Here is a 23,159-nt window from a genome sequence, read left to right as displayed (position 1 = left end):
GGCGTGTGCGGCGTCGGGCGGGCGGAGTCTAGACAGCCGCCGCCCGGTGCACCCCGTCGAGGAGGGCCAGCTCCTCCTCGGTCAGTTTGAGCGCGCCCGCGGCGACGTTGTCCGCGAGGTGGCCGAGGTCGCCCGTTCCGGGGATGGCGAGCAGGTGGGGACCCTGGTGCAGGGTCCAGGCGATCCGGATCTGCGCCGGGGAGGCGTCGTGCGCGCGGGCCACGGCCAGCAGCTCCTCCGCCTCGGCCCCCGTCTTCGCGCCCCCCTCACGGCCGGCCGCGGCGATCGCGTAGAACGGGACGAAGGCGATGCCCAGCTCGCCGCAGCGGCGGACGAAGGCGTCGTACTCGGGGCGCACCCCGATCCCGTACATGTTCTGCACGCACACCACGGGGGCGATCTCCCGGGCCTCGTCGAGCTGTTCGGGCGTGACGTTGGAGACGCCGAGGTGGCGGATCAGCCCGGCCTCGCGCAGCTCGGCGAGGGCGCCGAAGCGTTCGGCGACCGAGTCGGTGCCGAGGATGCGGAGGTTGACGAGGTCGAGGTGGTCGCGGCCGAGCTGGCGCAGGTTCTCCTCGACCTGGGCGCGCAGATCCCGCGGGGTACGGGCGTGCGGGACCCACGCGCCGGAGGCGTCGCGGGCGGGGCCGACCTTGGTGGCGAGCACGAGGTCGTCGGGGTAGCGGCCGGACGGCGCGAGGGCGCTGTTGATGAGCTCGTTGGCGGAGCGCAGCGGCGAGAAGTAGAAGGCGGCGGTGTCGATGTGGTTCACGCCGAGCTCGACGGCCCTGCGCAGGACGGCGATCGCCTGCCCGCGGTCCCTCGGCACGGCGTCCTCGACGAGGGCGCCGCCGGTCTGCGGCAGCCGCATGGCGCCGAACCCGATGCGGTGCACGGGAAGGTCGCCGAGCGTCCAGGTCCCCCCGGCGGAGGCGGGAGAGGGCACCTGGGAGGCGGGGGCGGCGGTACGGGAGGGGAGGGCGGGGGAGCCGGGGGCGCGTGGGGTGCGCGGAGCGGGGGAGGCGGACGAGCCGGGTGCGTCGGAGGAGACGGTGGGGGTGATCGGTTCTGCGGTCATGGCGTGGATGATCTCCCGCCGGTCGCACCCGTGCCACCTGCTTTCACCGGCCGTACGCGGCGAGGGACCGCGATCCGCCGGCCTCGCACCTCTCACTCCCCACCCACCCTGCGCACCCCGCGCACCCCGCGCACCCCACCCACCCCCGGGGGCTACCCCCACCGCACGCGCGCGTGCCTGCCGGATGGGGGCCTGACGTACAGTCAACGAAGCTTCCCGTATGACGACTTCCGCAGGAATCGCGCTCGTTCTCGCCCTCGGCTCCGCCGCCCTCGCCCCCGCCGCGACCGGCGCGCGGGCCGTCCCGGCGGCCTCCGCCGCCCCCGCCCTGAGCTGGTCCGCGTGCGGCGACGCGACCCTCGGCCAGGAGTGCGCCACGCTCACCGTCCCGCTCGACCACGCCCACCCCGCCGGGCCTCAGGTCGGGCTGGCGGTGTCCCGGATCCGCAGCGCCGAGCCCGCGGCCCGGCGCGGTGTGCTGTTCGTGGTGCCCGGCGGGCCCGGCGGGTCCGGGGTCCAGCGGCTGACCTCGAAGGGGCCGGCGCTGGTGAAGGAGCTGGGCGGGGCGTACGACCTCGTCGCCCTCGACCCGCGCGGCGTGGGCGGCAGCATGAAGGCGGACTGCGGGCTCGCGCCGGAGGACCGGCACCTGGTGACCCTGCGCAGCTGGCCCGACGCCGACGGCTCGATCGACGCCGACGTCGTCCGGTCGCGCCGGATCGCCGAGGCCTGCGCCCGGCACGGCGGGGCCGAGCTGCGCAGCCTCACCACCGCGAACCAGGTCCGGGACATGGACCGGCTGCGCGCGGCGCTCGGCGAGGAGAAGCTGTCGGCGTGGGGTGTCTCGTACGGCACGTACGTCACCGCCCAGTACGCGCAGAAGTTCCCGCGACGCACGGACCGGGTCGTCCTCGACAGCAGCGCCGACCCGGACCCGAGGACGGTCGCCCAGGGCTGGCTGCGGGGCATGGCACGCGGCGCCGAGGACCGCTTCCCCGACTTCGCGGCCTGGGCGGCCCACCCGGACCGTGCGGCGCAGGGGCTGCGGCTCGCGGAAACGCCCGGGGAGGTCCGTCCGCTGGTCCTGGACCTGGCCGCCCGCCTGGACCGGGAGCCGAGGCCGACCACCACGCCGGGTGTGCCGCTGACCGGCACCCTGCTGCGCCAGGCCCTGCAGAGCGCGCTGTACTCCGACTCCGCCTTCGAGGGCTTCGCCCGGCTGGTCCGGCAGGCCCGCACCCCCGGTGAGACGCCCGTCCTCCCGCCGGCGCTGGCCGGTCCGATGCCCGGTTCCGACGCGGCCGTCATGGTCGGCGTGATCTGCAACGACGTGCGGTGGCGCGGCTCCGTGCGCTCCTACGAGCGGGCCGTCGCCGCCGACCGGGTCGCGCACCCGCTCACCGCCGGCATGCCGTTCAACATCACGCCCTGCACCTTCTGGAAGGGCGGCCCGGTCGAGAAGCCCGTCCGCCTCACGGCCGACGGCCCCTCCGACATCCTGATGATCCAGAGCCTGCGCGACCCCGCCACCCCGCACTCCGAGGGGCTGAAGATGCGGGCGGCCCTCGGCGCCCGGGCCCGGCTCGTCTCCGTCGACCACGGCGGCCACGGCATGTACCTGGGCAACGGCAACGCGTGCGGCGACCGGACGGTCACCCGCTTCCTGCTGACGGGGGAGCGTCCGGCCGCCGATGTGACCTGCTGAGGCCGCCGGGGGCGCGGTGAACGGCGCGGCCGAGGAGGCAGGGGCCGGGGCCGCCGCGGCCCGCGGCGCTAGACCTTCGCGGGCGTCGGCTCCGGGCCTGCCGGGTCCGGCGTCGGTGCGCCCGGGGCCGCCGGGGCCTGCGCCGCCTCCGCGTCCGTGTCCACGTCGAACTCCTCGATCAGCTCCTTGCCGAAGCCGAAGAGGTACGTGGCCCCGAAGCCCACCGCGTAGCCGACGAGCAGCCCGCCCGCGTAGATCGCGATCGTCGTGCCCAGGCCCTTGTCGCCGTCGAGGAGCGGGAAGAGGGCCCAGCCCGAGGGGCCGATGGCGGTGGAGCCGACCTTGTCGCCCAGCATGTTGAAGAGGCCGACGAAGCCGCCGCCGAAGGCGCCGCCGACACAGGCGGTGACGAAGGGGCGGCCGAGCGGGAGCGAGACGCCGTAGATCAGGGGCTCGCCGACGCCGAGGAGACCGGCCGGGAGGGCGGACCTGATGGTGCGCCGGAGGGAGCCGTTGCGGGGGAGCTTCAGGTAGACGGCCATGGCCGCGCCGACCTGGCCCGCGCCCGCCATCGCGAGGATCGGCAGCAGGACCGTGTAGCCCTGCTGCTCGATGAGGGTGGTGTGGATGGGGATCAGGGCCTGGTGGAGGCCGAGCATCACCAGCGGCAGGAAGAGGCCGCCGAGGACGAAGCCGGCGCCGGCGCCCGCGTGGGCGAGCAGCCAGTCGGCGAAGTCGCCGATGGCCTGCGAGATCTCGCCGGCCACGAACATCAGGCCGAAGACGGTGACCAGGCCGGAGACCAGCACCGTCAGGGTGGGGGTGACCAGGACGTCGAGGGCCTCCGGCACCCGGCGGCGGCACCACTTCTCCACGTACACCGCGAGGACTGCCGCGCCGAGCGCGCCGAGGACACCGCCCTGGCCGGGGGAGAGGGTCTGGCCGAAGACCTCGATCCTGGCGACGCCCGCGTAGACGATGACGGACGCGACGGCGCCCCCGAGGACGGGTGTTCCGCCGAACTCCTTCGCGGTGTTGTAGCCGACGAAGACCGCGATGAGGGCCATGAAGCCGCTCGCGACGGCGGTGAGGGCCGGGGTGACGCCGGGCAGCCAGCCGAGGTTGACGAGCAGGCCGTTGAGGCCGGCGATGATGCCGCAGCCGATGAGGGCGGGGATCAGCGGGACGAAGATGTTCGCGATCTTCCGCAGGAAGAGCTTGAACGGCGTCGCGTTCTTCGTCTTCCGCGCGGCCCTGAGGGCCGCGCCCCGGTCGGCGAGCTCCTCCGCCGTACGGCCCGGGGAGGGCGCGGGGGAAGGGGCCGGTGAGGGTCCGGGGGCGGGGGTCGGGGCGGGTGCCTCGGCCAGCAGGGCCTCGAACTCGGGGGCCACCCGGGCGACCGTGCCCGGACCGAGGACGATCTGGTAGGTGTCGTCCTCCACCACGCCCAGCACGGACGGCAGGGCCTTCAGGGCCTCGTCCCGGACGAGTGAGCGGTCCCGCAGACCCAGCCGGAGCCGGGTCATGCAGTGGGCCACGGAGCTGATGTTCCCGGCGCCGCCGACGAGGGGGAGGATCGCGGCGGCGACGGCGCGGTTCTTGTCGTCTGTGCTCATGGTGCGGTGGTGCCTTGCTGTGAGGGGGCCTCGGGGAGGTCCTACGCGGTGGGCCCGGTCGCGTGCAGCGCCGCACGCAGGTGGCCCCGGGAGTCGCTCAGGCGCTCTTCGGCGGTCTTGGCGTCGATGTCGGCGAGGAGCATCAGGATCGCGGTCTTCACCTCGCCGTCGGCGGCGGCGAGCGCGCTCTCGATCTGCTCGTCCGGGGCGCCGGTGGCGAGCGCCACGATGCGGCGCGAGCGGGCCTGGAGCTTCTCGTTGGAGGCGCGGACGTCGACCATGAGGTTTCCGTAGGTCTTGCCGAGCCGGATCATGGTGATCGTCGAGATCATGTTGAGGACGAGCTTCTGGGCGGTGCCCGCCTTCAACCGGGTGGATCCGGTGAGGAGTTCGGGACCGGGGACGACCTCGATGCCGTGCTCGGCGGCGGCGGCGAGGGCGCTGTCCGCGTTGCAGGACAGGCCGATGGTGAGCGCCCCGTGCGCGCGGGCGTGTTCGACGGCGCCGACGGCGTACGGGGTGCGGCCGGAGGCGGAGATGCCGACCACGGTGTCGTCGGCGGTGAGCCCGAGCGCGGTCAGGTCCGCGACGGCGAGCTCCTTGGAGTCCTCGGCGCCCTCGACGGCCTGGACCAGGGCGGAGGGGCCGCCCGCGATGAGGCCCACGACCTCGGAGGGGTCGGTGTTGAAGGTGGGCGGGCACTCGCTGGCGTCGAGGACGCCGAGCCGTCCGGCGGTGCCGGCGCCCAGGTAGACGAGGCGGCCGCCGCGGGCCATCCGCTCGGCCGTGGCGTCGATCGCCGCGGCGATGGCCGGGAGCTGCCTGGCCACGGCGGCGGGGACGGTCTGGTCCTCCTGGTTCATGAGAGCGGCGATCTCGGCGGTGGGCAGCCGGTCGATGTCGGCGAGCTCGGGGCGGAACGCCTCGGTGGTGAGCGTGGCGAGCTGGGCGCGCAGTGCGGAGTACGTGGTGGACACGGGGCGGCTCTCTCGTGGTTCAGCGGCTGCGGGGGGCGTGGCGGTGCGCCAGGGCTTCGTACGAGGCCGCGAGGGCAGGGGCCGCCGTCTCGTACGTACGCTGGGTGACGCAGGTGAACAGGCAGTCCACGACCAGGAGTTGGCTGGTGCGGGACGACATGGCCGCGGGGCGGAGTTCGCTCTCGCGGGCGGTGGACGTGGTCAGCACGTGGTCGGCGTACTGCGTCACCGGACCGTCCGGGCGGCCCGTGACGGCGACGGTGGTGGCGCCGTGGTCGAAGGCGACCCGCAGCGGTTCTATGACGTCGCCGGTCGAGCCGGAGTGGGTGATGGCGATGGCGACGTCGCCGGCGCGGAGCTGCACGGCGTTGGTGACGGCCAGGTGCGGGTCGCTGTGGGCGTGCGCGAGGAGCCCGATGCGGAGCAGCTTCTGGCCGAGGTCCTGGGCGACCAGGCCGGAGGCGCCGACGCCGTAGATGTCGATGCGGCGCGCGCCGGCGAGGGCGGCGACGGCGGCGCCGAGCTGGACGGTGTCGAGTCCGGCGGCGGTGTCGGCGAGGGTCTGCTGCTCGTCGTAGGCGAGCTTGGCGACGACGTCGGCGACGGGGTCGTCGACGGCGATGTCGGCGGTGACGGAGGGGGCGCGGCCCGACTGCTGCTGGGCGGCGAGGCCGGCGAGGGCGAGGCGCAGGTCGCGGTAGCCGGGGTAGCCGAGGAGGCGGGCGGTGCGCACGACGGTCGCCTCGCTGGTGCCGGTGAGCTCGGCGAGACCGGTGACCGTGAGGGCGGCGCAGCCGGCCGGGTCCCCGGCGACGGCCTCGGCGACCCGCTGCATGGAGCGGGTCATGGAGGGGGCGAGGGTGCGCACCTTGGCCGCGAGGGCGGCGGGCGCGGGCGGGGCGGCGGGCCCCGGGGCGCCGGTGAAACTTTCCTTCACTTCATTGGTCACACCTGAAAGATATTTTCGGCTCGGGGGTGCGTCAAGACCCCGGTAGGTCCCGGGGAGGTCCCGGATCCGGGCAGGACATTGGTCCTGCGGGAGCCCCGGGAGCAGAATGTGAACATGGACGACATCGACCCCCTGGAACAGGCTCTCCATGCCGCCCGCGCCCTGGTTCTCGCCGACCTGGTGGCCCGCGAGGTCGCCATGGCCGAAGTCGTCTCGATGGTGGAGGACGCCGTCACCCACCGCCGCTGGTGGGTCGAGCAGTGGCCCGAGGGAACGGCCTTCGTGGCCGGACTGATAGCGCAGGACGTCCAGGACGCCCTGCTCGAACGGTACGGCCGCTGGCCGCTCTGCCCGGTCTGCTCCTCCGGTGACCCGCACGCCCTCGACGTCGAGCCGGAGCTGGGTCCCGACCCGCACTGGGTCTGTGGCAAACAAGGAGTGGTGGTCGCCCCGGTGGGCGGCCTCACGTGACCCTCTACATCGACCCGCCCACCTGGCCCGGACACGGCCGCATGTGGTCGCACCTGGTCAGCGACGTCTCCTTCGAGGAGCTGCACACCTTCGCCGCCGCCATCGGCTGCCCGCCCCGGGCCTTCGAACGGGACCACTACGACATACCGTCCGACCACTACGCCTCGGCCGTGGCGGCCGGCGCGGTGGAGGTCGGCTCGAAGGAACTCCTGCGCCACCTCACGACGGCGGGCTTGCGCCGGCCGAAGGGACGGCCGCCCTCCTGAACGGGGCCGGACGGCGGGAGGGCGCCCGCCCCCGAGGGTCAGACGGTGTAGCTGATCGCCGATCCGTGGGTGGCCGCGATCGTGCCCGAGGCGTATCCGTCGTGGATCTTGACGGGGTTGCCGTCGACGTTGCGCACCTTCAGCGCCGTACGGACCTGGGTGCAGCCGCCGAGCTGGGCGGTGGTCAGCGTGAGCGTGTTCGCCGCGGTCTGGTGGTGCTTGGCGTTCGTGACGTTCCAGCGCGACACCGGACCCGCGATCGGCCCGCCGCACAGCGAGCCGTCGGCGTTGCGGGGCTGGGCCTCGACCCAGGTCTCCACGACGGTGCCGTCGTACGCGCTGGTGCCGCCCGAGCAGATCGGGGAGCCGGCCGCGCAGGTCGACAGGGCCGCGTCCTGGTAGACGGAGAGGCGGTTGCCCGTGGCCGGGGTGACCGTGTAGCCGAGGGTGGTGGCGGTGGCGCCGCGGGCGACGGTGGTGCCGCTGCCGGCGAGGAGTGTCCAGCGGGGCAGGCCGTTGTAGACCGGGGCGGTCCGGCGGGCGAGCTCGGCGCCGGCCGGGACGCGCATGGTGACGGTGTGCCCGTTCACGATGACCGAGGAGTACGAGACGATCGACAGCCGGCAGGTGTAGCCGCCGTCGGCGGGCGCGACGAACACCCAGCGCAGGGCGGCCGTCAGCGAGCTCTCGGTGGCGGGCACCAGGTTCGCCGCCCAGTAGACCCCGGCCTCGGTGCCGGCGGGCAGCGCGGTCCCGTCGGCCTCGCGGCAGCGGATCGCGAAGGTGTTGCCGATGTTGTCGCCGTCGGCAAGCGCGGAGACCGGGGTGGTGGAGAGGTTCCGCGACCACAGGTACGAGCGCTCGCCCGCGACCGCGTCGAAGGCGATCTCGGTCCCGGGAACGTCGAGGTACGTGTCGGCGTTGCGGGTCACCTCGTAGGTGAAGTCGGCCGAGGCGGCCTGCGCGGACGCGGTGCCGAGGAACGCGCCCGCGAGGATCGCCGCGAGCGTTCCGGCCGTCGCGACGGCGGCGCGGAGGCTTCTGAGTCGCACTGGGGTCCTGCTCTCTCGTTGACGTGTCCCCCCCCCAAGGGGCGATCAGCGAGACGATACGCGCGACGGGAGCCCGGCCGGCCGGGGCGGCCCGCCGGGCGGCGGGCCGCTGCCGGAGTTACGAGGTGTAGTAGCCGGCGACGTCGGCGATGAGGTCGACGTTTCCGGAGCGGTTGTAGAAGTTGACCTTGCCGTTGACGACGGGGACGACGACGAGGTTGGGGATGGTCTGTCCGGCGGTGAAGTTGAGGTTGGAGGCGGAGGTGCGTTCGGTTCCGTCGGGGTAGACGGAGATGAAGCTGCCGGTGGTGGGGCCGGTGGCGGTGACGTTCATGACGACGGCGGTGACGCCGGGCTTCACCGGGAGGGTCACCGTTTCGCCGGGTCCGATCTTGCCCTTGCGGACGCCGAGGCCCGTGCGGGTGTCCATGAGACGCGACGGGGTCACCGGCTCGTACGTCGAACCATCGATGTCGGTCGTGAAGTAGCCGGCGACGTCGGCGATGAGGTCGACGTTTCCGGAGCGGTTGTAGAAGTTGACCTTGCCGTTGACGACGGGGACGACGACGAGGTTGGGGATGGTCTGTCCGGCGGTGAAGTTGAGGTTGGAGGCGGAGGTGCGTTCGGTTCCGTCGGGGTAGACGGAGATGAAGCTGCCGGTGGTGGGGCCGGTGGCGGTGACGTTCATGACGACGGCGGTGACGCCGGGCTTCACCGGGAGGGTGACCGTTTCGCCGGGTCCGATCTTGCCCTTGCGGACGCCGAGGCCCGTGCGGGTGTCCATGAGACGCGTCGGGGTCACCGGCTTGAAGCGGCCCAGGCCCTTGGTGTCGGCACTGCTGCACGGTGCGGTGGCGCACGAGAGCGTGGTCGCGTACGCGGCGTGCCCGGTTCCGTCGGGCAGCGACATCAGCAGCAGGCTCTCGCCGCCGGGCGTGCAGCGCCGCGAGGCGGAGAGCGCGCACCACGTGCCGTTCCGCCTGCTGTAGAGCGCTCCTTCCGCGACGGGCCCGCCGTCCGTGGCCTCCACCGTGCCGTACAGCTCGGCGCCGGTGGATGTGCCGAGCACGGCGCACGCGGCGGTCCGCTGCTCGGTCAGCTCGCCCGTCACCCGGCCGAACCCGGCCGTGACGGCACCGGCGCGCCGGCATTCGGGGGCGAGCCCGGAGGCGGTGGCGATCCGCCACGCGTCCAGGCGGTAGGCGTCGGGCACGGTCCAGTCCGCGGGGACCTGCGTGACGACCTGGTAGCCGGTCGACCCGGCGACCGCACACGAGCGGGTGTCCAGTCGGCACTGCACGTCACCGGCGTCGTTCATGACCAGTTGGTGCGTGCTGTCCGCGGAGTCCCGGACGTTGATCAGCAGCCGGTCCGTCGTCGCGGCGGTCGTGACCCGGTGACAGCGCAGGGTGCCGTTCGCACCGGAGGCGCCCGGCACGGCCGGGGCGCCGACCGCGGTGGCGGCGACGGGGGAGCAGCCCTTCGCGCCGGCGGTGACGTCGCGGCGGTTCAGGATGTGGGTGCGCGTCTCGTCCTGGCCCTCCACGAGCACGGTGTACCCGGTGCCGGAGGAGAAGGAGCAGCTGACGAGGACGTCGGTCTTGAGCTGCTGCTGGTTCGGCTGGGCGGAGCACTCGGGGCCGTTGCCGTCGGTGCCGATGAGGTAGAGGCCGTAGTCCGGGAACTCGTCGAATTCGTCCGGGAGTTCGTAACGGACGTGGAGGAGCTCGGCGCGGGAGTGGGCGCCGGCCGGGATCGTCAGGCAGTGCGAGAAGACGCCGGCACCGGTCTCGAGCCGTACGGCCGCTCCGTCGTCCGCGAAGGAACCGGCGGGCAGTTCCCGGCAGCCGGCCGTCTGGAGTTCGTCCGTCCGGACGAAGTGCACGCCGTACGCGCCGGTCTCGTCCGGGTCGCCGGCGCGCACCTTGGCCCGGAACGGCGCGGTGCCGGTGAGGGCGCAGCCGCCGTTCACGAGGTCGTAGGGCCCGCACATGGGCGTTCCGGAGGCGTCGACGACCTCGATCTCGACCTCGGCGCCGGCGCCGCCGCGCGATGTCAGGGCCGCCATCCGGGCCCCCTGCGGGAGCGGCAGTTCGAGGCAGGCGGTCTGCCCGGCGGTGGTGAACTCGCCCGTGTGGCGGCCCATCGCGACCGGTGTGCAGTCCTCGGCGGCCCGGGCGGTTCCGGTCGTGCCGGGCAGGAGCGAGAAGGCGACGGTGAGCAGACAGAGCAGCGCGGTGGAGACCGCGGTGGACGGGCGTCTCGGAGACGCGGGCGCGGACGCGTGCGCGGGTGACGACGGCATGTACCCCCCTCGGGTGTGCTGACGAGCGATCGTCGCACACGCCACTCACACCCGAGAGGCGGGGAAGCTCCAGATCAGCGGGACGCCGCGCGGGCCCGCTCCGGCTCGGATGCCGCCGACCCGGTCACGATCCGGGAGGGCGACTTCGTCAGACGGAGCGACACCGTGACCGCGCCGAGGCCCAGGAGGGTCATCGCGGCGCCCGCCCAGGCCGGGGAGGCGAAGCCGAGGCCCGCGTCGATGACGCCGCCGCCGAGCCAGGGGCCGCCGGTGTTGCCGAGGTTGAAGGCGGCGGTGGTGGTGGCGCCCGCGAGGGTGGGGGCGGCGCCGGCCACGTTGAACATGCGGGCGTTCAGGGCGGGCGCGGTGTAGAAGGCGGAGACGCCGAGCAGGAAGGCCAGGGCGATCGTGACGGCCGGGATCGACGCGAAGAGGGCCAGGGCGACCAGGAAGACCGTCGAGGCGGTGATGCCGCTGAGCAGGACGCCGAAGAGGTGGGCGTCGGCGACCCGGCCGCCGATGTACGTGCCGATGAGGGCGCCGATCCCGAAGAGCGCCAGCACGGCGGAGACCCAGCCCTTGTCGAGGCCGGCCACGTCGGTGAGCAGCGGGGCGAGGTACGAGAAGGCGCAGAAGACGCCGCCCGCGGCGAGCGCGGTGATCAGGACGGACAGCAGCACCTGGCGGTCGCGGTAGATGACCAGCTCGCCCTTGAGCCGGGGCCGGGTCTCCGGCAGGGGGATGTGCGGGATGCGGGTGACCACGCCGACGAGCGCGACCGCGGAGGCCGCGCCGACGGCCCAGAAGGCGGAGCGCCAGCCGAGGTGCTCGCCGAGGAACGCGCCGGCCGGGACGCCCAGGACGTTGGCGATCGACAGTCCGCCGATCATGACGGCCATGGCCCGGGCGCGCGCCCCGACCGGCACCATCGCGATGGCGACGGCCGCCCCGACCGCCCAGAACCCGGCGCACGCGAGCGCGCTCACCACCCGGGACGCGAAGAGCACCGCGTAGTTCGGCGCCAGCGCCCCGGCGACCTGGCCCAGGCCGAAGACGCTGATCAGGGCGACGAGGGTGGTCTTGCGGGGCAGTCGGAGGGTGGCGACGGCGAGCAGCGGGGCGCCGACGACCATGCCGATGGCGAAGGCCGAGATGAGCAGTCCGGCCCGGGGGATGGAGACGTGCATGTCCTCCGCGATGGGCGGAAGCAGCCCGGAGAGCATGAACTCGCTCGTGCCGAGCGCGAACACGGACAGGCCGAGGATGTAGACGGCCAGGGGCATGCGCCTGGTGGCGGAGGAGGCGGGAGCGGGGGAGGGGGTGGCAGCGGTCTCGGCGGACTCGGCGGGCTCGGCGGAGGAAGGCGGCATGACATGGGCAACCTGGGTGTTGTGCCTGTCATTCCTCCCGGCGTGAACGTCTTGCGATACGGGACACCCCGGCGCGGCCGCGCGGCTCCGCCCCCGCCCTCTTCGGCCGATCGGCAACGGCCGCCCGGAAACGCGCGGGTCCCGGATCCCCGGCCGCTCGTCTTCCGGGTCCCGCTGCCGAGCCGGGGCCCGCCCCCTTCAACTGCCCGGCGCCTCCGTCAGCCCCTGGTGGACGCGGAGCAGCAGGTCCCGCAGGAGGTGGCGTTCCTCCGGGGTGAGCGGACCGAGCACCTCGTCCTGTACGGAGCGGGCCTCGGCGTCCAGTTCGGCGAGGACCGTCCGGCCACCGGCGGTGAGCGCCACGGAGACCGGGCGGCGGTCCGCCGTGTCACGGGTCCGCTCCACGTGACCTACTGACGCGCGCACCGTCCGGCGGCGCGGTCCGCGCTCAGGCGCGCGTGCAGGTGAAGACGTTCATGGTGTCCCCGTCGATGTGCCGGACGCGCAGCACGTTGCCCGCGTAGTCCACGCTGAGCGTCTCGCCGCCGCTGCCGGAGTTGCCGGGTGGCTGCCAGGGGAGGGACAGGGAGAGGGAGTCGCCGAAGGCGGCCGGCAGGTTCGTGGCCGCGGCCTCCTTCAGCTCGCCCTGGTCGTCGCCGCCCAGCCGCTCCGGCACCTGCAGGGCCAGGCGTCTGCCGGACAGGGCCCAGGTGCCCTTCGCGGTCTGTCCCTCCCCGAAGTCCAGGCTCCAGACGCCGTCGTCGATGACCGCGGTGCACGTGGCGGGGTCCTCGTTGCCTATCTCCGCCGTGACCGACCACCTGCCGCGCATGAAGGCGGCGAGGGCCCGCCCGGTCACCGTCGGCGCCGGGTTCGGCTGCCCGCCGGTGATCCCGTTCGGTCCGTCGGTCGTGCTCTCGCTCTTGCAGGCGGCGACCAGGGAGGCTCCGACGCCGAGGGCGAGATAGCGCAGGGCGGTTCGGCGGCCCACGACCCGGGTCACCGCTCGGACGTCACGCATCTTCATGTTTCCCCGTTCATGCCAATCGCGATCAACGGGCAGGGTACAGCGCTCCTTTCGGCCGACGGCGCCGGGCGCTACCGGTCCGGTGAGGTGTCCGGTGTCGTGTCCACCGGTGCCGTGAGCTGCGCCAGCTCCCGCGTCAGGTTCTCCCGCGCCCGCTCCTCCCAGGCCGCCGCCCCGTAGGGGGTGCGGAAGAGGCGGGGGAGGGTGAGCAGGTGGCGCAGGATCGCGGCGCGGCCTTCGCGGAAGGCGTCCTCCGGGACGAAGGCGTACTCCTCGCGCACCGCCGCCGTATACCCCCTATAGGTGTCCGGGTCGCTCGCCAGGACGGCCAGGTCCGCGTCGCACAGGGTCTCACCGTTGAGGTCGCCGGGGGCGGGGTCGTGGCTGACGGTGAGGCGGACCAGGCGGGCGACCTCGGCGACCTCGTGCGCGGTCAGGCCGGCTTCGGTGAGGGCTCTTTCGGCAAGCGCCGCCGACCGCTCCTCGTTCTCCGAGCGGTCCGGGAGGTAGACCGCGTCATGGAACCAGGCGGCGAGCCGGACCAACTCCAACTCGCCGCCCTCGCCACCCTTTCCGGCGAGTTCGTCGATGCGGTCGAGGACCGCTCGCAGATGGGCGACGGTGTGGTACCTGCGCTGCGGCTCGGCCCAGCGGGCCAGCAGATTCCGGCCGTACGGGAGCGGATCGGGGCCCTCGCGGCCGGCGCGCGCGGCACGCAGCGTCGAGGTCCAGCGCGCCAGTAGGTCCTGTTCCTGGGATGCGGTCAGCTCGGCGGTCATGGGCGCATTCTGCCGCCCGCCGGGCGTCCCCGGCCCGCGGAGGCGCGCCCTCCTGTCGGCCCGGTTCCGCCCTCCGCCCCTCCTCGTCCCGCTCTTACACACCCCACGGGCATGCTGCGGGCCCACCGCAGGAGCTCGCGAGGAGGCTCCGCCACCCGCCGGGGCGGCAGGCCCGCCCGGACGTCGTTCGTTCGGCCGCCGTGGCGGTGCGGGCGGGGATCCCCGCTGGTGTGCTGGTCGGGACCCCGCCCCACGTCGTACGGGAGCAGCAGCATGGCCGTCATCGTCACCATCGCGATCCCCGGCGGCACCCAGGAGATCTACGAGCGCACCAACGCCCGGGTCACCGCGGCGCCCTGGTTCCCGCCCGAGGGGTTCATCGCGCACCTGGCGGGTCCCGACGGCATGGGCGGCTGGCGGGTCGTCGACGTCTGGGAGTCGGAGGAGGCCTTCGGGGCCTTCGTCGAACGGGCGGCCCCGATCTTCCGGCAGACCGGGATGCCGCCGGTCATCCCGAAGATCGACCCGCTCACGAACGTCATCGTGAGGTAGCCCCGGCGTTGCCGCGTCCCGGCTCTTCCCGCGACCCGGCCTCCCCGAGCCGCGCTCACGGCCCTGGTGCCGCGTGGCGCCCGCGTGGCCCTGGTGAGCCGGCGTGCCGAGGCCCGGTGCCCCCTCCCGCTCCCTCCCGAGTGCGCGCCGGGAAATCCCGTTGCGGGCGGCCGGGCCTCGGCGGGACGCTGCACGGCATGACTGCCGACCTGTTCACCGCCGAGGGGCGCCTCAAGGCGATCCCGCGCCGGCCGGCCCGCCGCGCCGCCCTTCTGGACCACCTCGCCGCCACCCTCTTCGAGCCGACCCGCGTCTACAGCGAGCGCGAGGTCGACGCGGCGCTGAAGACCGTCCACGACGACTTCCCGGCCCTGCGCCGCTACCTCGTCGTCGGCGGCCACATGGCCCGGACGAAGGACGGCTCGGCCTACCGCCGACAGCCCGGCGCCCTCGTAGGAGCGACCCCCGCCGTCGCGTGATCACCGCGGTGGTGGCCGGCCTCCTGGCCGGCTACGGCATCGCGATCCCGGTGGGCGCGGTCGGCGCCTACCTGGTGGCCGTCACGGCCCGCGCCGGCTGGCGCACGGGCGCGGGGGCCGCCCTCGGCGTCGCCACCGCGGACGGCGTCTACGCCCTCCTCGCGGTCGCGGGCGGCTCGGCCCTCGTCCCGCTCCTCGCTCCGGTGATGACCCCGCTGCGCTGGGTCTCCGCCGTGGTCCTGGTGATCCTGGCCGTCCGGGCCGGCGTCACGGCCGTCCGCACCTACCGTGCCGGTTCCCTCGCCTCCCGCGACGACGGCGTCACGACCCTGGGCCCGGCCCGCGCCTACCTCACCTTCCTGGGCATCACGATCCTCAACCCCATGACGGTGATCTACTTCGCCGCCCTGATCCTCGCCACCGGCCCCGACGCCCCGTCCTCGATCCCCGAACGCACCGCCTTCGTGCTGGCCGCCCTCGCCGCCTCCGCCAGCTGGCAACTCCTCCTCACCACCGGCGGCTCCCTGCTCGGCCGCACCCTGACGGGCCCGCGCGGGCGCCTGGCCACGGCCCTGGCGTCGAGCACCCTGATCGTGGTCCTCGCGGTGCGACTGGTGGGATAGGCCCCTGACTCCCGGGCGGCGCGAGACGCCGGAGTCGTCGCCGTGGTCCCGCGGCCGGGTGCCCCGGCCGCGGGGTCGTCCTGCTAGCTCCCCGCCGGCACGACGTTCTGGTTGTGGTGGAACACGTTGTCCGGGTCGTACGTCCGCTTCACCTCGGCCAGCCGGTCGTAGTGCCCGCGGTACGTGGCGCGGACCCGGTCGCCGCCCTCGTCCGCCCCGATGAAGTTGACGTACGCGCCGCCCATCGAGTGCGGGTGCAGGGCCTCCCAGTAGTCCACGGCCCAGGTGCGGATCCGGTCCTGATCGGCCGCCTCCGGGCTGATGCCGCCGATCACGCCGGACCAGACCGCGTCGCGGTAGGCCCAGGCCGTGTCCATGGAGCCGGGCCGGTGGGCCGCCCCGTCGACCGGGTAGAGGTGCATCGTGGACAGGGCGCTCGGCAGGTTCTCCAGGAAGGCGCGGTGCACGTCGATCGAGCCGTCCGTGATCCGGTCGAAGAAGTCGCCCCGCCAGTACCACTGCAGCCCCTTCGGGAGCAGGTCGTCGAAGAGCGCCTGGAGCGCCGGGTAGGGGATCGGCGTCGCGAAGTGGAAGGCGGGCGGGGCGGGTTCGGCGACCGGGGCGAAGGTCTTCGCGAGGCTCTCCTCGTCCGTCGCGCCCGTGGAGCACCACACCACGCCGCACATCTTCCTTCCGTGGATCTCCTCGGGGAACGGGGGCCCGGGCGCGACCGTCAGGAGGGCGAAGAAGCCGTTGAGGTCTTCCGCCGCGGCCGGCAGGAAGTCGCGGTACCAGCGCAGGACGGCCCCGATGTGCTCCGGCTCCCACAGGGTGACGCCGAGCCCCACGTTCTCCACCGGGTGCAGGGCGAAGCGGAAGGCGGTCACCACGCCGAAGTTGCCGCCGCCGCCGCGCAGGGCCCAGAACAGCTCCGGGTGCTCGTCCGCCGACGCGGTGACCACCGAGCCGTCCGCGAGGACGACGTCCGCGGCGAGCAGGCTGTCGACGGTCAGTCCGTACGCGCGGGTCAGATGTCCGTGCCCGCCGCCGAGGGTCAGCCCGCCGACCCCGGTCGTCGACATGATGCCGGCGGGGATCGCGAGCCCGTGGCCGTGCGCCTCGTGGTCCAGGTCGCCGAGCTGACTGCCGCCGCCCACCAGGGCGGTCCGCGCCCCGGGATCGACCCGCACCCAGCGCATCGCGGACAGGTCGATCATCAGCGACCCGTCGACCAGGCACAGGCCGCCGCCGCTGTGCCCGCCGCCGCGCACCGCGAGATCCATCCCGGTCTCGCGGCCGAACCGCACGGCCGCCCGTACGTCCGTGGGATCCGCGCACCGGGCGATGACCGCGGGGCGCCGGTCGATCATCCCGTTGTAGATCTTCCGGGACTCGTCGTAACCCGCGTCCGCGGGGCCGATGACCTCGCCGCGCATCAGCTCGCGCAGCGTCTCCACAGCCGTGCCGCCCATGACCAGCCTCCAGGGCACCCCCTGTCGACGACGGCCGCGCTAGGGCCCGACGGGCCCGACTCCAGTCTCCCCCTCGGTACGGCAGCTCGCCTCCCGGGCCGGGACGCCGCGGCCCCCGCGCTCGCGCCCGGAGCGTTCAGGGCCGTATGCCCGGCGTCCCGGTCACGGTCGGGCTGTCGGTGACTCCGGTCGCCGGCCGCGGGCGCTCATGACGGCCCCGGCGGACCGCCACGACATGACGGCCAGCACCGACCGCGCGGACAGCAGCGATGCGACGCTGAGGAAGGACCCCGCGGACCCGATCGAGAACGCCGACCCGACGGACCCGATGGACAGGAAGGACCCGACGGACCCGATCGACAGGAACGAGTCCTTCGACCAGAGGGACAGGAAGGAGCCGGAGCCCCGGCGGCAGGAGCCGTTGCTGATGTCCATCTGCCGATCGTAGGCGGGTCGTGCCGTCCGGGCGCGGGAAACGGACGGGGAACGCCGGAGGCCCGCCCGGGCGGATGCGCCGGACGGGCCTCGGGGTGCGTGGGGCGCTTACTTCAGCGCGCCGAGGGCGGCCTCGTAGTTCGGCTCCTCGGAGATCTCGTTGACGAGCTCCGTGTGCAGGACCTTGTCGTTCTCGTCGAGGACGACGACGGCGCGGGCGGTGAGGCCGGCCAGCGGGCCGTCGGCGATCGCGACGCCGTAGGCGGTGTGGAAGTCACGGCCGCGCAGGGTGGAGAGGTTCTGCACGTTCTCCAGGCCTTCGGCGCCGCAGAAGCGGGCCTGGGCGAAGGGCAGGTCCGCCGAGATGCACAGCACGACGGTGTTCTCCAGGTCGCCGGCCTTCGCGTTGAAGGCGCGGACGGAGGAGGCGCACGTGGGGGTGTCGACGCTCGGGAAGATGTTGAGGACCTTGCGCTTGCCCGCGAAGTCCTTCAGCGACTTGTCCGCGAGACCCTCGCCGACGAGGGTGAACTCGGGGGCCTGGCTGCCCTGCGCGGGGAGGGTGCCGTCGACCGTTACGGGGTTGCCCTTGAGCGCGACCTGCGCCATGAGGAATCTCCTTCGAGTGGTGATCGTGCTGCCGTCGGCTGAGTCAGCCACCGACGCCACCGATCGTATTCCGCGCGCAGGTCCCCCGGCTCCGCCCGGCTGCCAGGTGTCACCCCGGTGCGCCCCCTGGGCCCGGGCTCCCTTCCCGCGCCGGTGCGGGCTGTCTACCCTCGCGTCATGAAGATCGACTGGACGGCGGAGTACGAGCGGCTGATGCGCGGCCGCCGTCATGACCTCCTGGACCCGGCGGCGGTGCGGCGGGACGGTCCGCCGGCACGGCGCCTGACCGAGGCGGACGTGCGGGAGGCGGAGGGCGATCTCGGGATCACGTTCCCGGCCGAGTACCGCGAGCATCTGCTGCGGTACGGCGACGACGGCAAGGGGTTCAGGCAGCTGTGGCGCGGCCCGCGCGGCTGGGGCTGGTACGGGGACGTCCACACCAACTACGGCCTGCTGACCGAGCCGTTCCCGCACCCCGACTCGTACGACGCCTACGACGAGGAGCTCGACGAGCGCGAGCCGCCCCGGGAGGACTCGGCGGCGTGGGAGCTGTGGGACTCCGAGTGCGGGGTGCTCCAGGAGCGGAAGACGGCGGGCGCCGTGTACGTCCGGGAGGGCGGCTGCGGCTTCTTCACCCTCCTCATCGTCACGGGCCCGCACCGCGGCGAGATGTGGTTCGACGGCCGGGCCACCTGCGACCGGATCCTGCCCCTGGAACTGGCCGGCCGACCCGTCTCCTTCGCGGACTGGGCCGGCCTGGGGATGAACATGACCCCCTGGTGAGCCGCCGTCGCCGGGCACCGCGCCGCGGTGCCCGGGCGTCCGGTCAGCCGGCGGCCACCGCCACGCTGTAGATCAGGTACCGGTGGTCGGACAGGTTGGTCTGGCCCTCGGGCGCCTTGGGCTCGACGATGCACCACCGGCCCGGCAGGCTGCCGAAGATGTAGTCGATCTTGGTGCCGCTGTCGTGGGTGGCGGTGCCGTTGCGGGTGCCCGGGTGGTTCTGCTGGTCGCACTCCGCGTATCCGGGCGTGTTCGGTCCCGCGTACAGCTCGGCCGGCTTCCACACCTTGGCGTTCGCCGGGCCGAGGTCCGGCGGGGTGGCGTTGAAGTCACCGCCGAAGACGACCTGGGGGGAGTCCTCGACGATGTCCTTGAGGGCCAGCTGGTAGTCGTCGCGGTAGTCCAGTTGCGGGAAGTCCCGGTCGGAGGCCTGGCGCGGGGAGTGCACGGCGCAGAGCCGGACCTCGAAGTAGGTGGCCGTGGCGCACTGCAGCGGCGGGACCAGCTCGGTGCTCGCCCGCACCGTGGGATAGGCGACCGGGTCCGACAGACCCGCCTTGACCACGATGGCGGTGCCCACGTCGTCGTTGGGGTCCAGCGGCTCGCTGGTGCCCGGCTTGGTCTCGCAGGGGCTGACCGTCAGCGCGCCCTTCTGCGACCAGTGGTACGGCGTGAAGTTGGCGCTCCACGCGGGGCCGAGCTGGGTCAGCAGGGCGCTCAGGGTGCTCTGGCAGACCTCCTGGAGGAGCATGGCCTGGACGTAGTTCTCCTGGACCTTCTGCTTCAGCAGCGCGACCTTCTCCGCGGTCCTGCGCTCCGCGCAGCCGCCCCAGCGGACGACGTCGCACATGTTCCAGCTGAGCACCTGCAGGTTGGTGCCCGGCGGCGGGGCCGCCGCGACCGTCGTGCTCGGGCCCATCCCGACGAGGGTCAGTGCGACGGCGGCCGCCGTCGCCCACAACTTCCAGAATCTGCGCACGTCTTCCCCGTTCCCCGTTCTTCTGCCGTGTCCGGTGCCGGCGATCTTGCCGGTGACCGGTAGCACCTTACGAGGCGGGGCGGTGGCAGGACGTGGTGGTTCACCGACTCTCGCCGCCCTGGGCGCGCCGCGCGGTGCGCAGCGCCGCGTCGAGCGCGGCCATGTCCTCGTCGGAGATGGTCTCCACGAAGCGCAGCAGCGCCGCGGGTCGGTCGTGGCTGTCGCCGAGCGCGTCCTGCATGAGGCCGGCGGTGTACTCCTCGCGGCTGCGGACGGGTTCGTACAGCCAGGCCCGGCCCGATTTCTCGCGGCGCAGCCAGCCCTTGCGGTGGAGTATGTCGGCGACGGTCATCACCGTCGTGTAGGCGACACGGCGTCCCCGATTGATGTCGTCGACGATCTCCCGGACCGTGGCGGGCCGCTGCCAGGCCCACAGCCGGTCCATGATCTCGGCCTCCAGCTCTCCCAGCCGGCGCACGCGCATCCCCTCCCCGCTCGCGGGCGGCTCATCGTACGGGCCGCTCCGCCCGCCGAGATATACCCCCTCAGGGTAGGGCGGGGGTGGTGCGATCCTGTCGCGGAACCGCCCCCGCGCGAAGGTCCGCGCCCCCGGACCGCCCGGTCCGGCCGAGCCGGTGCTGCTCCGTCAGGTGCTCGGCACGTGTCCTCGGTCGAGCGTCGGGCCGATCGTGGACCGCCCTTCGCGCCGGGGTGGTGGGGTCCCGCTCTGTCGCAGTTCGTCAGGTCCGGAGGAGGCCGGCGATCGCCTTCGGCGTCTCGCCGACCTCACCTCGGCCTCGTCCCACCCCGCCGTGCGGCGGGCGGTGGCGCCGGTCACGCGGCCCGGTCGCCGGCGGACTGGAAGCCTCGGAGGCGCAGGCTGTTGCCGACCACGAATACCGAGGAGAAGGCCATCGCGGCACCGGCGATCATCGGGTTGAGCAGTCCGGCCGCGGCGAGCGGCAGGGCGGCCACGTTGTAGGCGAAGGCCCAGAAGAGGTTCGAGCGGATGGTGCCGAGGGTCCTGCGGGAGAGCCGGATGGCGTCCGCGGCGGCCCGCAGGTCGCCCCGGACCAGGGTCAGGTCGCCGGCCTCGATGGCGGCGTCCGTGCCGGTGCCCATCGCGAGCCCCAGATCGGCCTGGGCGAGCGCGGCGGCGTCGTTGACGCCGTCGCCGACCATGGCGACCGAACGCCCCTCGCCCTGCAGGCGCTTGACGACGTCGACCTTGTCCTGCGGCATGACCTCGGCGATCACCTCGTCGATGCCGACCTCGGCGGCGACGGCCTCGGCGACCGCCTTGTTGTCGCCGGTGAGCAGGATGGGGGTGAGGCCGAGGGCGCGCAGCCGCCTGATGGCCTCGGCGCTGGTCTCCTTGACGGCGTCGGCGACCTCCAGGACCGCGCGGGCCTCCCCGTCCCAGGCGACCGCGATGGCGGTCCGGCCGGACTGCTCGGCCGCGTTCTTGGCGCTCCTGAGCTCGGCGGGCAGGGCCATCGCCCACTCGTCGAGCAGCTTCTCGCGGCCGACGAGGACGGCATGGCCGTCGACGACGCCCTGGACGCCGAGACCGGGCAGGTTGGCGAAGTCCTCGGGGGTGGGCAGGGTGCCGACCCGGGCGGCGGCGCCGGTGGCGACGGCCTGGGCGATCGGGTGCTCGGAGGAGTGCTCCAGTGCGCCGGCCAGGCGCAGCACGTCGTTCTCGTCCGTACCGGCGGCGGTGTGGACCTTCAGCAGGGTCATCCGGCCGGTGGTGACGGTGCCGGTCTTGTCGAGGACGATCGTGTCGACCTTGCGGGTGGTCTCCAGGACCTCGGGGCCTTTGATGAGGATGCCGAGCTGGGCGCCGCGGCCGGTGCCGACCATGAGGGCGGTCGGGGTGGCCAGGCCGAGGGCGCACGGGCAGGCGATGATCAGCACGGCGACCGCGGCGGTGAAGGCCGAGGTCAGCCCCTGCCCGGTACCGAGCCAGAAGCCGAGGGTGCCGAGCGAGAGCGCGATGACGATCGGTACGAAGACGGCGGAGATCTTGTCGGCGAGGCGCTGGGCGGCGGCCTTGCCGTTCTGGGCGTCCTCGACGAGCCTGGCCATGCGGGCGAGCTGGGTGTCGGCGCCGACGCGGGTGGCCTCGACCACCAGGCGGCCGCCGGCGTTCAGGGTGGCGCCGGTGACGGAGTCGCCCACGCCGACCTCGACGGGCACGGACTCGCCGGTGAGCATGGAGGCGTCGACGGCGGAGGAGCCCTCGACGACGGTGCCGTCGGTGGCGATCTTCTCGCCGGGCCGGACCAGGAAGCGGTCACCGACCTGGAGTTCGGCGGTCGGGACGGTGATCTCGCGGCCGTTCCTGAGGACGGTCACCTCCTTCGCGCCCAGCTGCATCAGCGCCTTGAGCGCGGCGCCCGCCTTGCGCTTCGAGCGGGCCTCGAAGTAGCGGCCGGCCAGGATGAAGGCGGTGACGCCGGCCGCGGCCTCCAGGTAGATGTTCCCGGCGCCGTCGGTGCGGGCGATGGTGAACTCGAAGGGGTGCGTCATGCCGGGGGTGCCCGCGGTGCCGAGGAACAGCGCCCACAGCGACCACAGGAACGCGGCGGCCGTGCCGACCGAGATCAGCGTGTCCATGGTGGCCGCGCCGTGCCGGGCGTTGGTCCAGGCGGCCCGGTGGAAGGGCCAGGCGGCGTAGGTGACGACCGGCGCGGCGAGCGTGAGGCTCAGCCACTGCCAGTAGTCGATCTGGAGGGCCGGCACCATCGCCATGGCGATGACGGGCACGGCGAGCGCGACGGCGGTGATCAGGCGCTGCCTGAGCGGCCGCAGCTCCTCCTCCGCCTGCTCCTCCTCGGTGGGGCCCGCGGCGCCCGGGGTCTCGCTCCTCGGCGGCGCGGGCTCCTCGGCGGTGTAGCCGGTGGCCTCGACGGTGGCGATGAGCTCGGCGACGGGGATGTCGGAGGAGAAGGTGACCTTCGCCTTCTCGGTGGCGTAGTTGACGGTGGCCTCGACCCCGTCCATCCGGTTGAGCTTCTTCTCGATACGGGCCGCGCACGAGGCGCAGGTCATGCCGCCGATGGCGAGCTCGACCCGGGCGGTGCCGGGGGTCGTTGTGGTCATGAGGTCTGCTCCTCGTTCGTACGGGGTCGGGGGCCGGGGCCCGGGCATGGCGGGCGGGCCCCGGCGGCCGTTCGGCATGGGTGCGCCGGTCAGGCGCGGCCGGTCAGCTCGTAGCCCGCCTCGTCGACCGCCGCGGCGATCGCGGCGTCGTCCGGCTCGCCGCCGGTGGTGACGGTCACCCGGCCGCCGGCCACGTCGACGTCCACGGAGAGGACGCCGTCGAGCGCGCCGACGGAGGTGGTGACGGCGGTCTTGCAGTGGCCGCAGGTCATGCCGGCGACGGCGTAGACGGTGCTGGTGCTCTCGGCGACCGCGGTGGCCGTCGAGATCTCGACGGTGTTGGTCGAGCAGCTGTTGTCGGGGGTGCAGCAGGAACCCATGGTTCGTCCTCCTCGATCGGATACCCTCCGGGGGTATCGCTGTGGATCCATGTATACCCCCCGCCGGTATCACGCGCAAGTGTCGACCCGACGTGATTTGATACCCCCCAGGGGTATACTGAAGTGCAGTGAAGGGGTTCTGAC

The 23,159-nt window shown here is 73.6% G+C and carries 24 protein-coding genes; 8 read left to right on the top strand and 16 right to left on the bottom strand.

Features of this window, described 5'->3' with window-relative positions:
* Positions 1–28: 28 nt before the first annotated feature.
* Complete coding sequence (locus ACGF1Z_RS19190; RefSeq protein WP_393005383.1) at positions 29–1,078, bottom strand: aldo/keto reductase; 1,050 nt, start codon at positions 1,076–1,078, stop codon at positions 29–31.
* A 220-nt stretch (positions 1,079–1,298) separates the two neighbouring features.
* Between ACGF1Z_RS19190 and ACGF1Z_RS19185 the strand changes: the two genes are divergently transcribed.
* Positions 1,299–2,783: an alpha/beta hydrolase gene (locus ACGF1Z_RS19185; protein WP_393005381.1), complete on the top strand. Its 1,485-nt coding sequence runs from the start codon at positions 1,299–1,301 to the stop codon at positions 2,781–2,783.
* Positions 2,784–2,851: 68 nt separating this feature from the next.
* Here the strand turns inward: ACGF1Z_RS19185 and ACGF1Z_RS19180 are convergent, their stop codons facing one another.
* Genes ACGF1Z_RS19180 through ACGF1Z_RS19170 form a run of 3 tightly spaced genes read right to left on the bottom strand, consistent with a single transcriptional unit; the run spans position 2,852 to position 6,325 of the window.
* Entirely contained in the window at positions 2,852–4,399 is a 1,548-nt protein-coding gene (locus ACGF1Z_RS19180; protein ID WP_393005379.1) for a PTS transporter subunit EIIC, read from the bottom strand.
* Between the two features lie 41 nt (positions 4,400–4,440).
* Positions 4,441–5,376, bottom strand: coding sequence for an N-acetylmuramic acid 6-phosphate etherase (gene murQ, locus ACGF1Z_RS19175; protein WP_393005377.1), 936 nt, complete (start codon positions 5,374–5,376; stop codon positions 4,441–4,443).
* 19 nt (positions 5,377–5,395) lie between these two features.
* On the bottom strand, positions 5,396–6,325 hold the full coding sequence (locus tag ACGF1Z_RS19170) for a MurR/RpiR family transcriptional regulator (protein ID WP_393005375.1): 930 nt from the start codon (positions 6,323–6,325) through the stop codon (positions 5,396–5,398).
* Between the two features lie 114 nt (positions 6,326–6,439).
* Here ACGF1Z_RS19170 and ACGF1Z_RS19165 point away from each other — a divergent pair, with 114 nt between their 5' ends.
* Both ACGF1Z_RS19165 and ACGF1Z_RS19160 read left to right on the top strand, forming a co-directional pair.
* Entirely contained in the window at positions 6,440–6,796 is a 357-nt protein-coding gene (locus tag ACGF1Z_RS19165) for a hypothetical protein (protein WP_393005373.1), read from the top strand.
* Positions 6,793–7,062 carry a DUF4031 domain-containing protein gene (locus ACGF1Z_RS19160; protein WP_393005371.1) on the top strand — a complete coding sequence of 90 codons (270 nt, stop codon included), beginning with the start codon at positions 6,793–6,795 and terminating at the stop codon, positions 7,060–7,062. Before ACGF1Z_RS19165 ends, ACGF1Z_RS19160 begins: the two co-directional genes overlap by 4 nt.
* A gap of 38 nt (positions 7,063–7,100) precedes the next feature.
* Here ACGF1Z_RS19160 and ACGF1Z_RS19155 read toward each other — a convergent pair whose 3' ends face one another.
* From ACGF1Z_RS19155 to ACGF1Z_RS19130, 6 genes are all read right to left on the bottom strand, one after another.
* A complete protein-coding gene (locus ACGF1Z_RS19155; protein WP_393005369.1) occupies positions 7,101–8,114 on the bottom strand; it encodes a hypothetical protein in 1,014 nt (337 codons plus the stop codon).
* Positions 8,115–8,232: 118 nt separating this feature from the next.
* Positions 8,233–10,419 carry a hypothetical protein gene (locus ACGF1Z_RS19150; RefSeq protein WP_393005367.1) on the bottom strand — a complete coding sequence of 729 codons (2,187 nt, stop codon included), beginning with the start codon at positions 10,417–10,419 and terminating at the stop codon, positions 8,233–8,235.
* Between the two features lie 74 nt (positions 10,420–10,493).
* Positions 10,494–11,702 carry a Cmx/CmrA family chloramphenicol efflux MFS transporter gene (locus tag ACGF1Z_RS19145; protein ID WP_393005672.1) on the bottom strand — a complete coding sequence of 403 codons (1,209 nt, stop codon included), beginning with the start codon at positions 11,700–11,702 and terminating at the stop codon, positions 10,494–10,496.
* A gap of 285 nt (positions 11,703–11,987) precedes the next feature.
* Positions 11,988–12,194 carry a hypothetical protein gene (locus ACGF1Z_RS19140; protein ID WP_393005365.1) on the bottom strand — a complete coding sequence of 69 codons (207 nt, stop codon included), beginning with the start codon at positions 12,192–12,194 and terminating at the stop codon, positions 11,988–11,990.
* Between the two features lie 43 nt (positions 12,195–12,237).
* Entirely contained in the window at positions 12,238–12,810 is a 573-nt protein-coding gene (locus tag ACGF1Z_RS19135) for a hypothetical protein (protein WP_393005363.1), read from the bottom strand.
* Between the two features lie 77 nt (positions 12,811–12,887).
* Positions 12,888–13,595 (bottom strand): hypothetical protein, encoded by a 708-nt coding sequence (locus ACGF1Z_RS19130; RefSeq protein WP_393005361.1) that lies wholly within the window; start codon positions 13,593–13,595, stop codon positions 12,888–12,890.
* A gap of 273 nt (positions 13,596–13,868) precedes the next feature.
* Between ACGF1Z_RS19130 and ACGF1Z_RS19125 the strand changes: the two genes are divergently transcribed.
* The 3 genes from ACGF1Z_RS19125 to ACGF1Z_RS19115 all read left to right on the top strand — a co-directional run bounded on the left by ACGF1Z_RS19125 (position 13,869) and on the right by ACGF1Z_RS19115 (position 15,249).
* Positions 13,869–14,147, top strand: a complete 279-nt coding sequence (locus ACGF1Z_RS19125) for a hypothetical protein (RefSeq protein WP_393005359.1) — start codon at positions 13,869–13,871, stop codon at positions 14,145–14,147.
* Positions 14,148–14,344: 197 nt separating this feature from the next.
* Positions 14,345–14,626, top strand: coding sequence for a DUF2087 domain-containing protein (locus tag ACGF1Z_RS19120; protein WP_393005357.1), 282 nt, complete (start codon positions 14,345–14,347; stop codon positions 14,624–14,626).
* On the top strand, positions 14,623–15,249 hold the full coding sequence (locus ACGF1Z_RS19115; protein ID WP_393005355.1) for a LysE family transporter: 627 nt from the start codon (positions 14,623–14,625) through the stop codon (positions 15,247–15,249). Before ACGF1Z_RS19120 ends, ACGF1Z_RS19115 begins: the two co-directional genes overlap by 4 nt.
* 83 nt (positions 15,250–15,332) lie before the next feature.
* Here the strand turns inward: ACGF1Z_RS19115 and ACGF1Z_RS19110 are convergent, their stop codons facing one another.
* Positions 15,333–16,721: an FAD-binding oxidoreductase gene (locus tag ACGF1Z_RS19110; protein WP_393005353.1), complete on the bottom strand. Its 1,389-nt coding sequence runs from the start codon at positions 16,719–16,721 to the stop codon at positions 15,333–15,335.
* 235 nt (positions 16,722–16,956) lie between these two features.
* Between ACGF1Z_RS19110 and ACGF1Z_RS19105 the strand changes: the two genes are divergently transcribed.
* On the top strand, positions 16,957–17,169 hold the full coding sequence (locus ACGF1Z_RS19105) for a hypothetical protein (protein ID WP_393005351.1): 213 nt from the start codon (positions 16,957–16,959) through the stop codon (positions 17,167–17,169).
* Between the two features lie 95 nt (positions 17,170–17,264).
* On the opposite strand, the gene tpx is transcribed toward ACGF1Z_RS19105, so the two are convergent.
* Complete coding sequence (gene tpx / locus ACGF1Z_RS19100) at positions 17,265–17,765, bottom strand: thiol peroxidase (RefSeq protein WP_393005349.1); 501 nt, start codon at positions 17,763–17,765, stop codon at positions 17,265–17,267.
* 177 nt (positions 17,766–17,942) lie between these two features.
* Between tpx and ACGF1Z_RS19095 the strand changes: the two genes are divergently transcribed.
* A complete protein-coding gene (locus ACGF1Z_RS19095) occupies positions 17,943–18,548 on the top strand; it encodes an SMI1/KNR4 family protein (protein WP_393005347.1) in 606 nt (201 codons plus the stop codon).
* Positions 18,549–18,591: 43 nt separating this feature from the next.
* Here the strand turns inward: ACGF1Z_RS19095 and ACGF1Z_RS19090 are convergent, their stop codons facing one another.
* From ACGF1Z_RS19090 to ACGF1Z_RS19075, 4 genes are all read right to left on the bottom strand, one after another.
* Positions 18,592–19,527 carry an endonuclease/exonuclease/phosphatase family protein gene (locus tag ACGF1Z_RS19090; RefSeq protein ID WP_393005345.1) on the bottom strand — a complete coding sequence of 312 codons (936 nt, stop codon included), beginning with the start codon at positions 19,525–19,527 and terminating at the stop codon, positions 18,592–18,594.
* A 100-nt stretch (positions 19,528–19,627) separates the two neighbouring features.
* Positions 19,628–20,005 (bottom strand): BlaI/MecI/CopY family transcriptional regulator, encoded by a 378-nt coding sequence (locus ACGF1Z_RS19085; protein WP_393005343.1) that lies wholly within the window; start codon positions 20,003–20,005, stop codon positions 19,628–19,630.
* 356 nt (positions 20,006–20,361) lie between these two features.
* Positions 20,362–22,635 (bottom strand): heavy metal translocating P-type ATPase, encoded by a 2,274-nt coding sequence (locus ACGF1Z_RS19080; RefSeq protein ID WP_393005341.1) that lies wholly within the window; start codon positions 22,633–22,635, stop codon positions 20,362–20,364.
* An 89-nt stretch (positions 22,636–22,724) separates the two neighbouring features.
* Positions 22,725–23,015 carry a cation transporter gene (locus ACGF1Z_RS19075; RefSeq protein ID WP_393005339.1) on the bottom strand — a complete coding sequence of 97 codons (291 nt, stop codon included), beginning with the start codon at positions 23,013–23,015 and terminating at the stop codon, positions 22,725–22,727.
* Positions 23,016–23,159: the final 144 nt, after the last annotated feature.

The organism is Streptomyces sp. NPDC048018 (assembly GCF_043202995.1).
In the GTDB taxonomy this organism is placed as follows: domain Bacteria; phylum Actinomycetota; class Actinomycetes; order Streptomycetales; family Streptomycetaceae; genus Streptomyces.
This window is presented reverse-complemented; position numbering and strand designations above follow the sequence as displayed.

What these genes read in the sequence shown, in the direction of transcription:
- ACGF1Z_RS19165 (WP_393005373.1), top strand. Translation starts at nt 6,440, where the DNA reads ATGGACGACATCGACCCCCTGGAACAGGCTCTCCATGCCGCCCGCGCC.
- tpx (WP_393005349.1), bottom strand. Translation starts at nt 17,765, where the DNA reads ATGGCGCAGGTCGCGCTCAAGGGCAACCCCGTAACGGTCGACGGCACC.
- ACGF1Z_RS19125 (WP_393005359.1), top strand. Translation starts at nt 13,869, where the DNA reads ATGGCCGTCATCGTCACCATCGCGATCCCCGGCGGCACCCAGGAGATC.
- ACGF1Z_RS19095 (WP_393005347.1), top strand. Translation starts at nt 17,943, where the DNA reads ATGAAGATCGACTGGACGGCGGAGTACGAGCGGCTGATGCGCGGCCGC.
- ACGF1Z_RS19180 (WP_393005379.1), bottom strand. Translation starts at nt 4,399, where the DNA reads ATGAGCACAGACGACAAGAACCGCGCCGTCGCCGCCGCGATCCTCCCC.
- ACGF1Z_RS19110 (WP_393005353.1), bottom strand. Translation starts at nt 16,721, where the DNA reads ATGGGCGGCACGGCTGTGGAGACGCTGCGCGAGCTGATGCGCGGCGAG.
- ACGF1Z_RS19150 (WP_393005367.1), bottom strand. Translation starts at nt 10,419, where the DNA reads ATGCCGTCGTCACCCGCGCACGCGTCCGCGCCCGCGTCTCCGAGACGC.
- ACGF1Z_RS19105 (WP_393005351.1), top strand. Translation starts at nt 16,957, where the DNA reads ATGACGGCCAGCACCGACCGCGCGGACAGCAGCGATGCGACGCTGAGG.
- ACGF1Z_RS19185 (WP_393005381.1), top strand. Translation starts at nt 1,299, where the DNA reads ATGACGACTTCCGCAGGAATCGCGCTCGTTCTCGCCCTCGGCTCCGCC.
- ACGF1Z_RS19075 (WP_393005339.1), bottom strand. Translation starts at nt 23,015, where the DNA reads ATGGGTTCCTGCTGCACCCCCGACAACAGCTGCTCGACCAACACCGTC.
- ACGF1Z_RS19080 (WP_393005341.1), bottom strand. Translation starts at nt 22,635, where the DNA reads ATGACCACAACGACCCCCGGCACCGCCCGGGTCGAGCTCGCCATCGGC.
- ACGF1Z_RS19120 (WP_393005357.1), top strand. Translation starts at nt 14,345, where the DNA reads ATGACTGCCGACCTGTTCACCGCCGAGGGGCGCCTCAAGGCGATCCCG.
- ACGF1Z_RS19130 (WP_393005361.1), bottom strand. Translation starts at nt 13,595, where the DNA reads ATGACCGCCGAGCTGACCGCATCCCAGGAACAGGACCTACTGGCGCGC.
- ACGF1Z_RS19135 (WP_393005363.1), bottom strand. Translation starts at nt 12,810, where the DNA reads ATGCGTGACGTCCGAGCGGTGACCCGGGTCGTGGGCCGCCGAACCGCC.
- ACGF1Z_RS19190 (WP_393005383.1), bottom strand. Translation starts at nt 1,078, where the DNA reads ATGACCGCAGAACCGATCACCCCCACCGTCTCCTCCGACGCACCCGGC.
- ACGF1Z_RS19145 (WP_393005672.1), bottom strand. Translation starts at nt 11,702, where the DNA reads ATGCCCCTGGCCGTCTACATCCTCGGCCTGTCCGTGTTCGCGCTCGGC.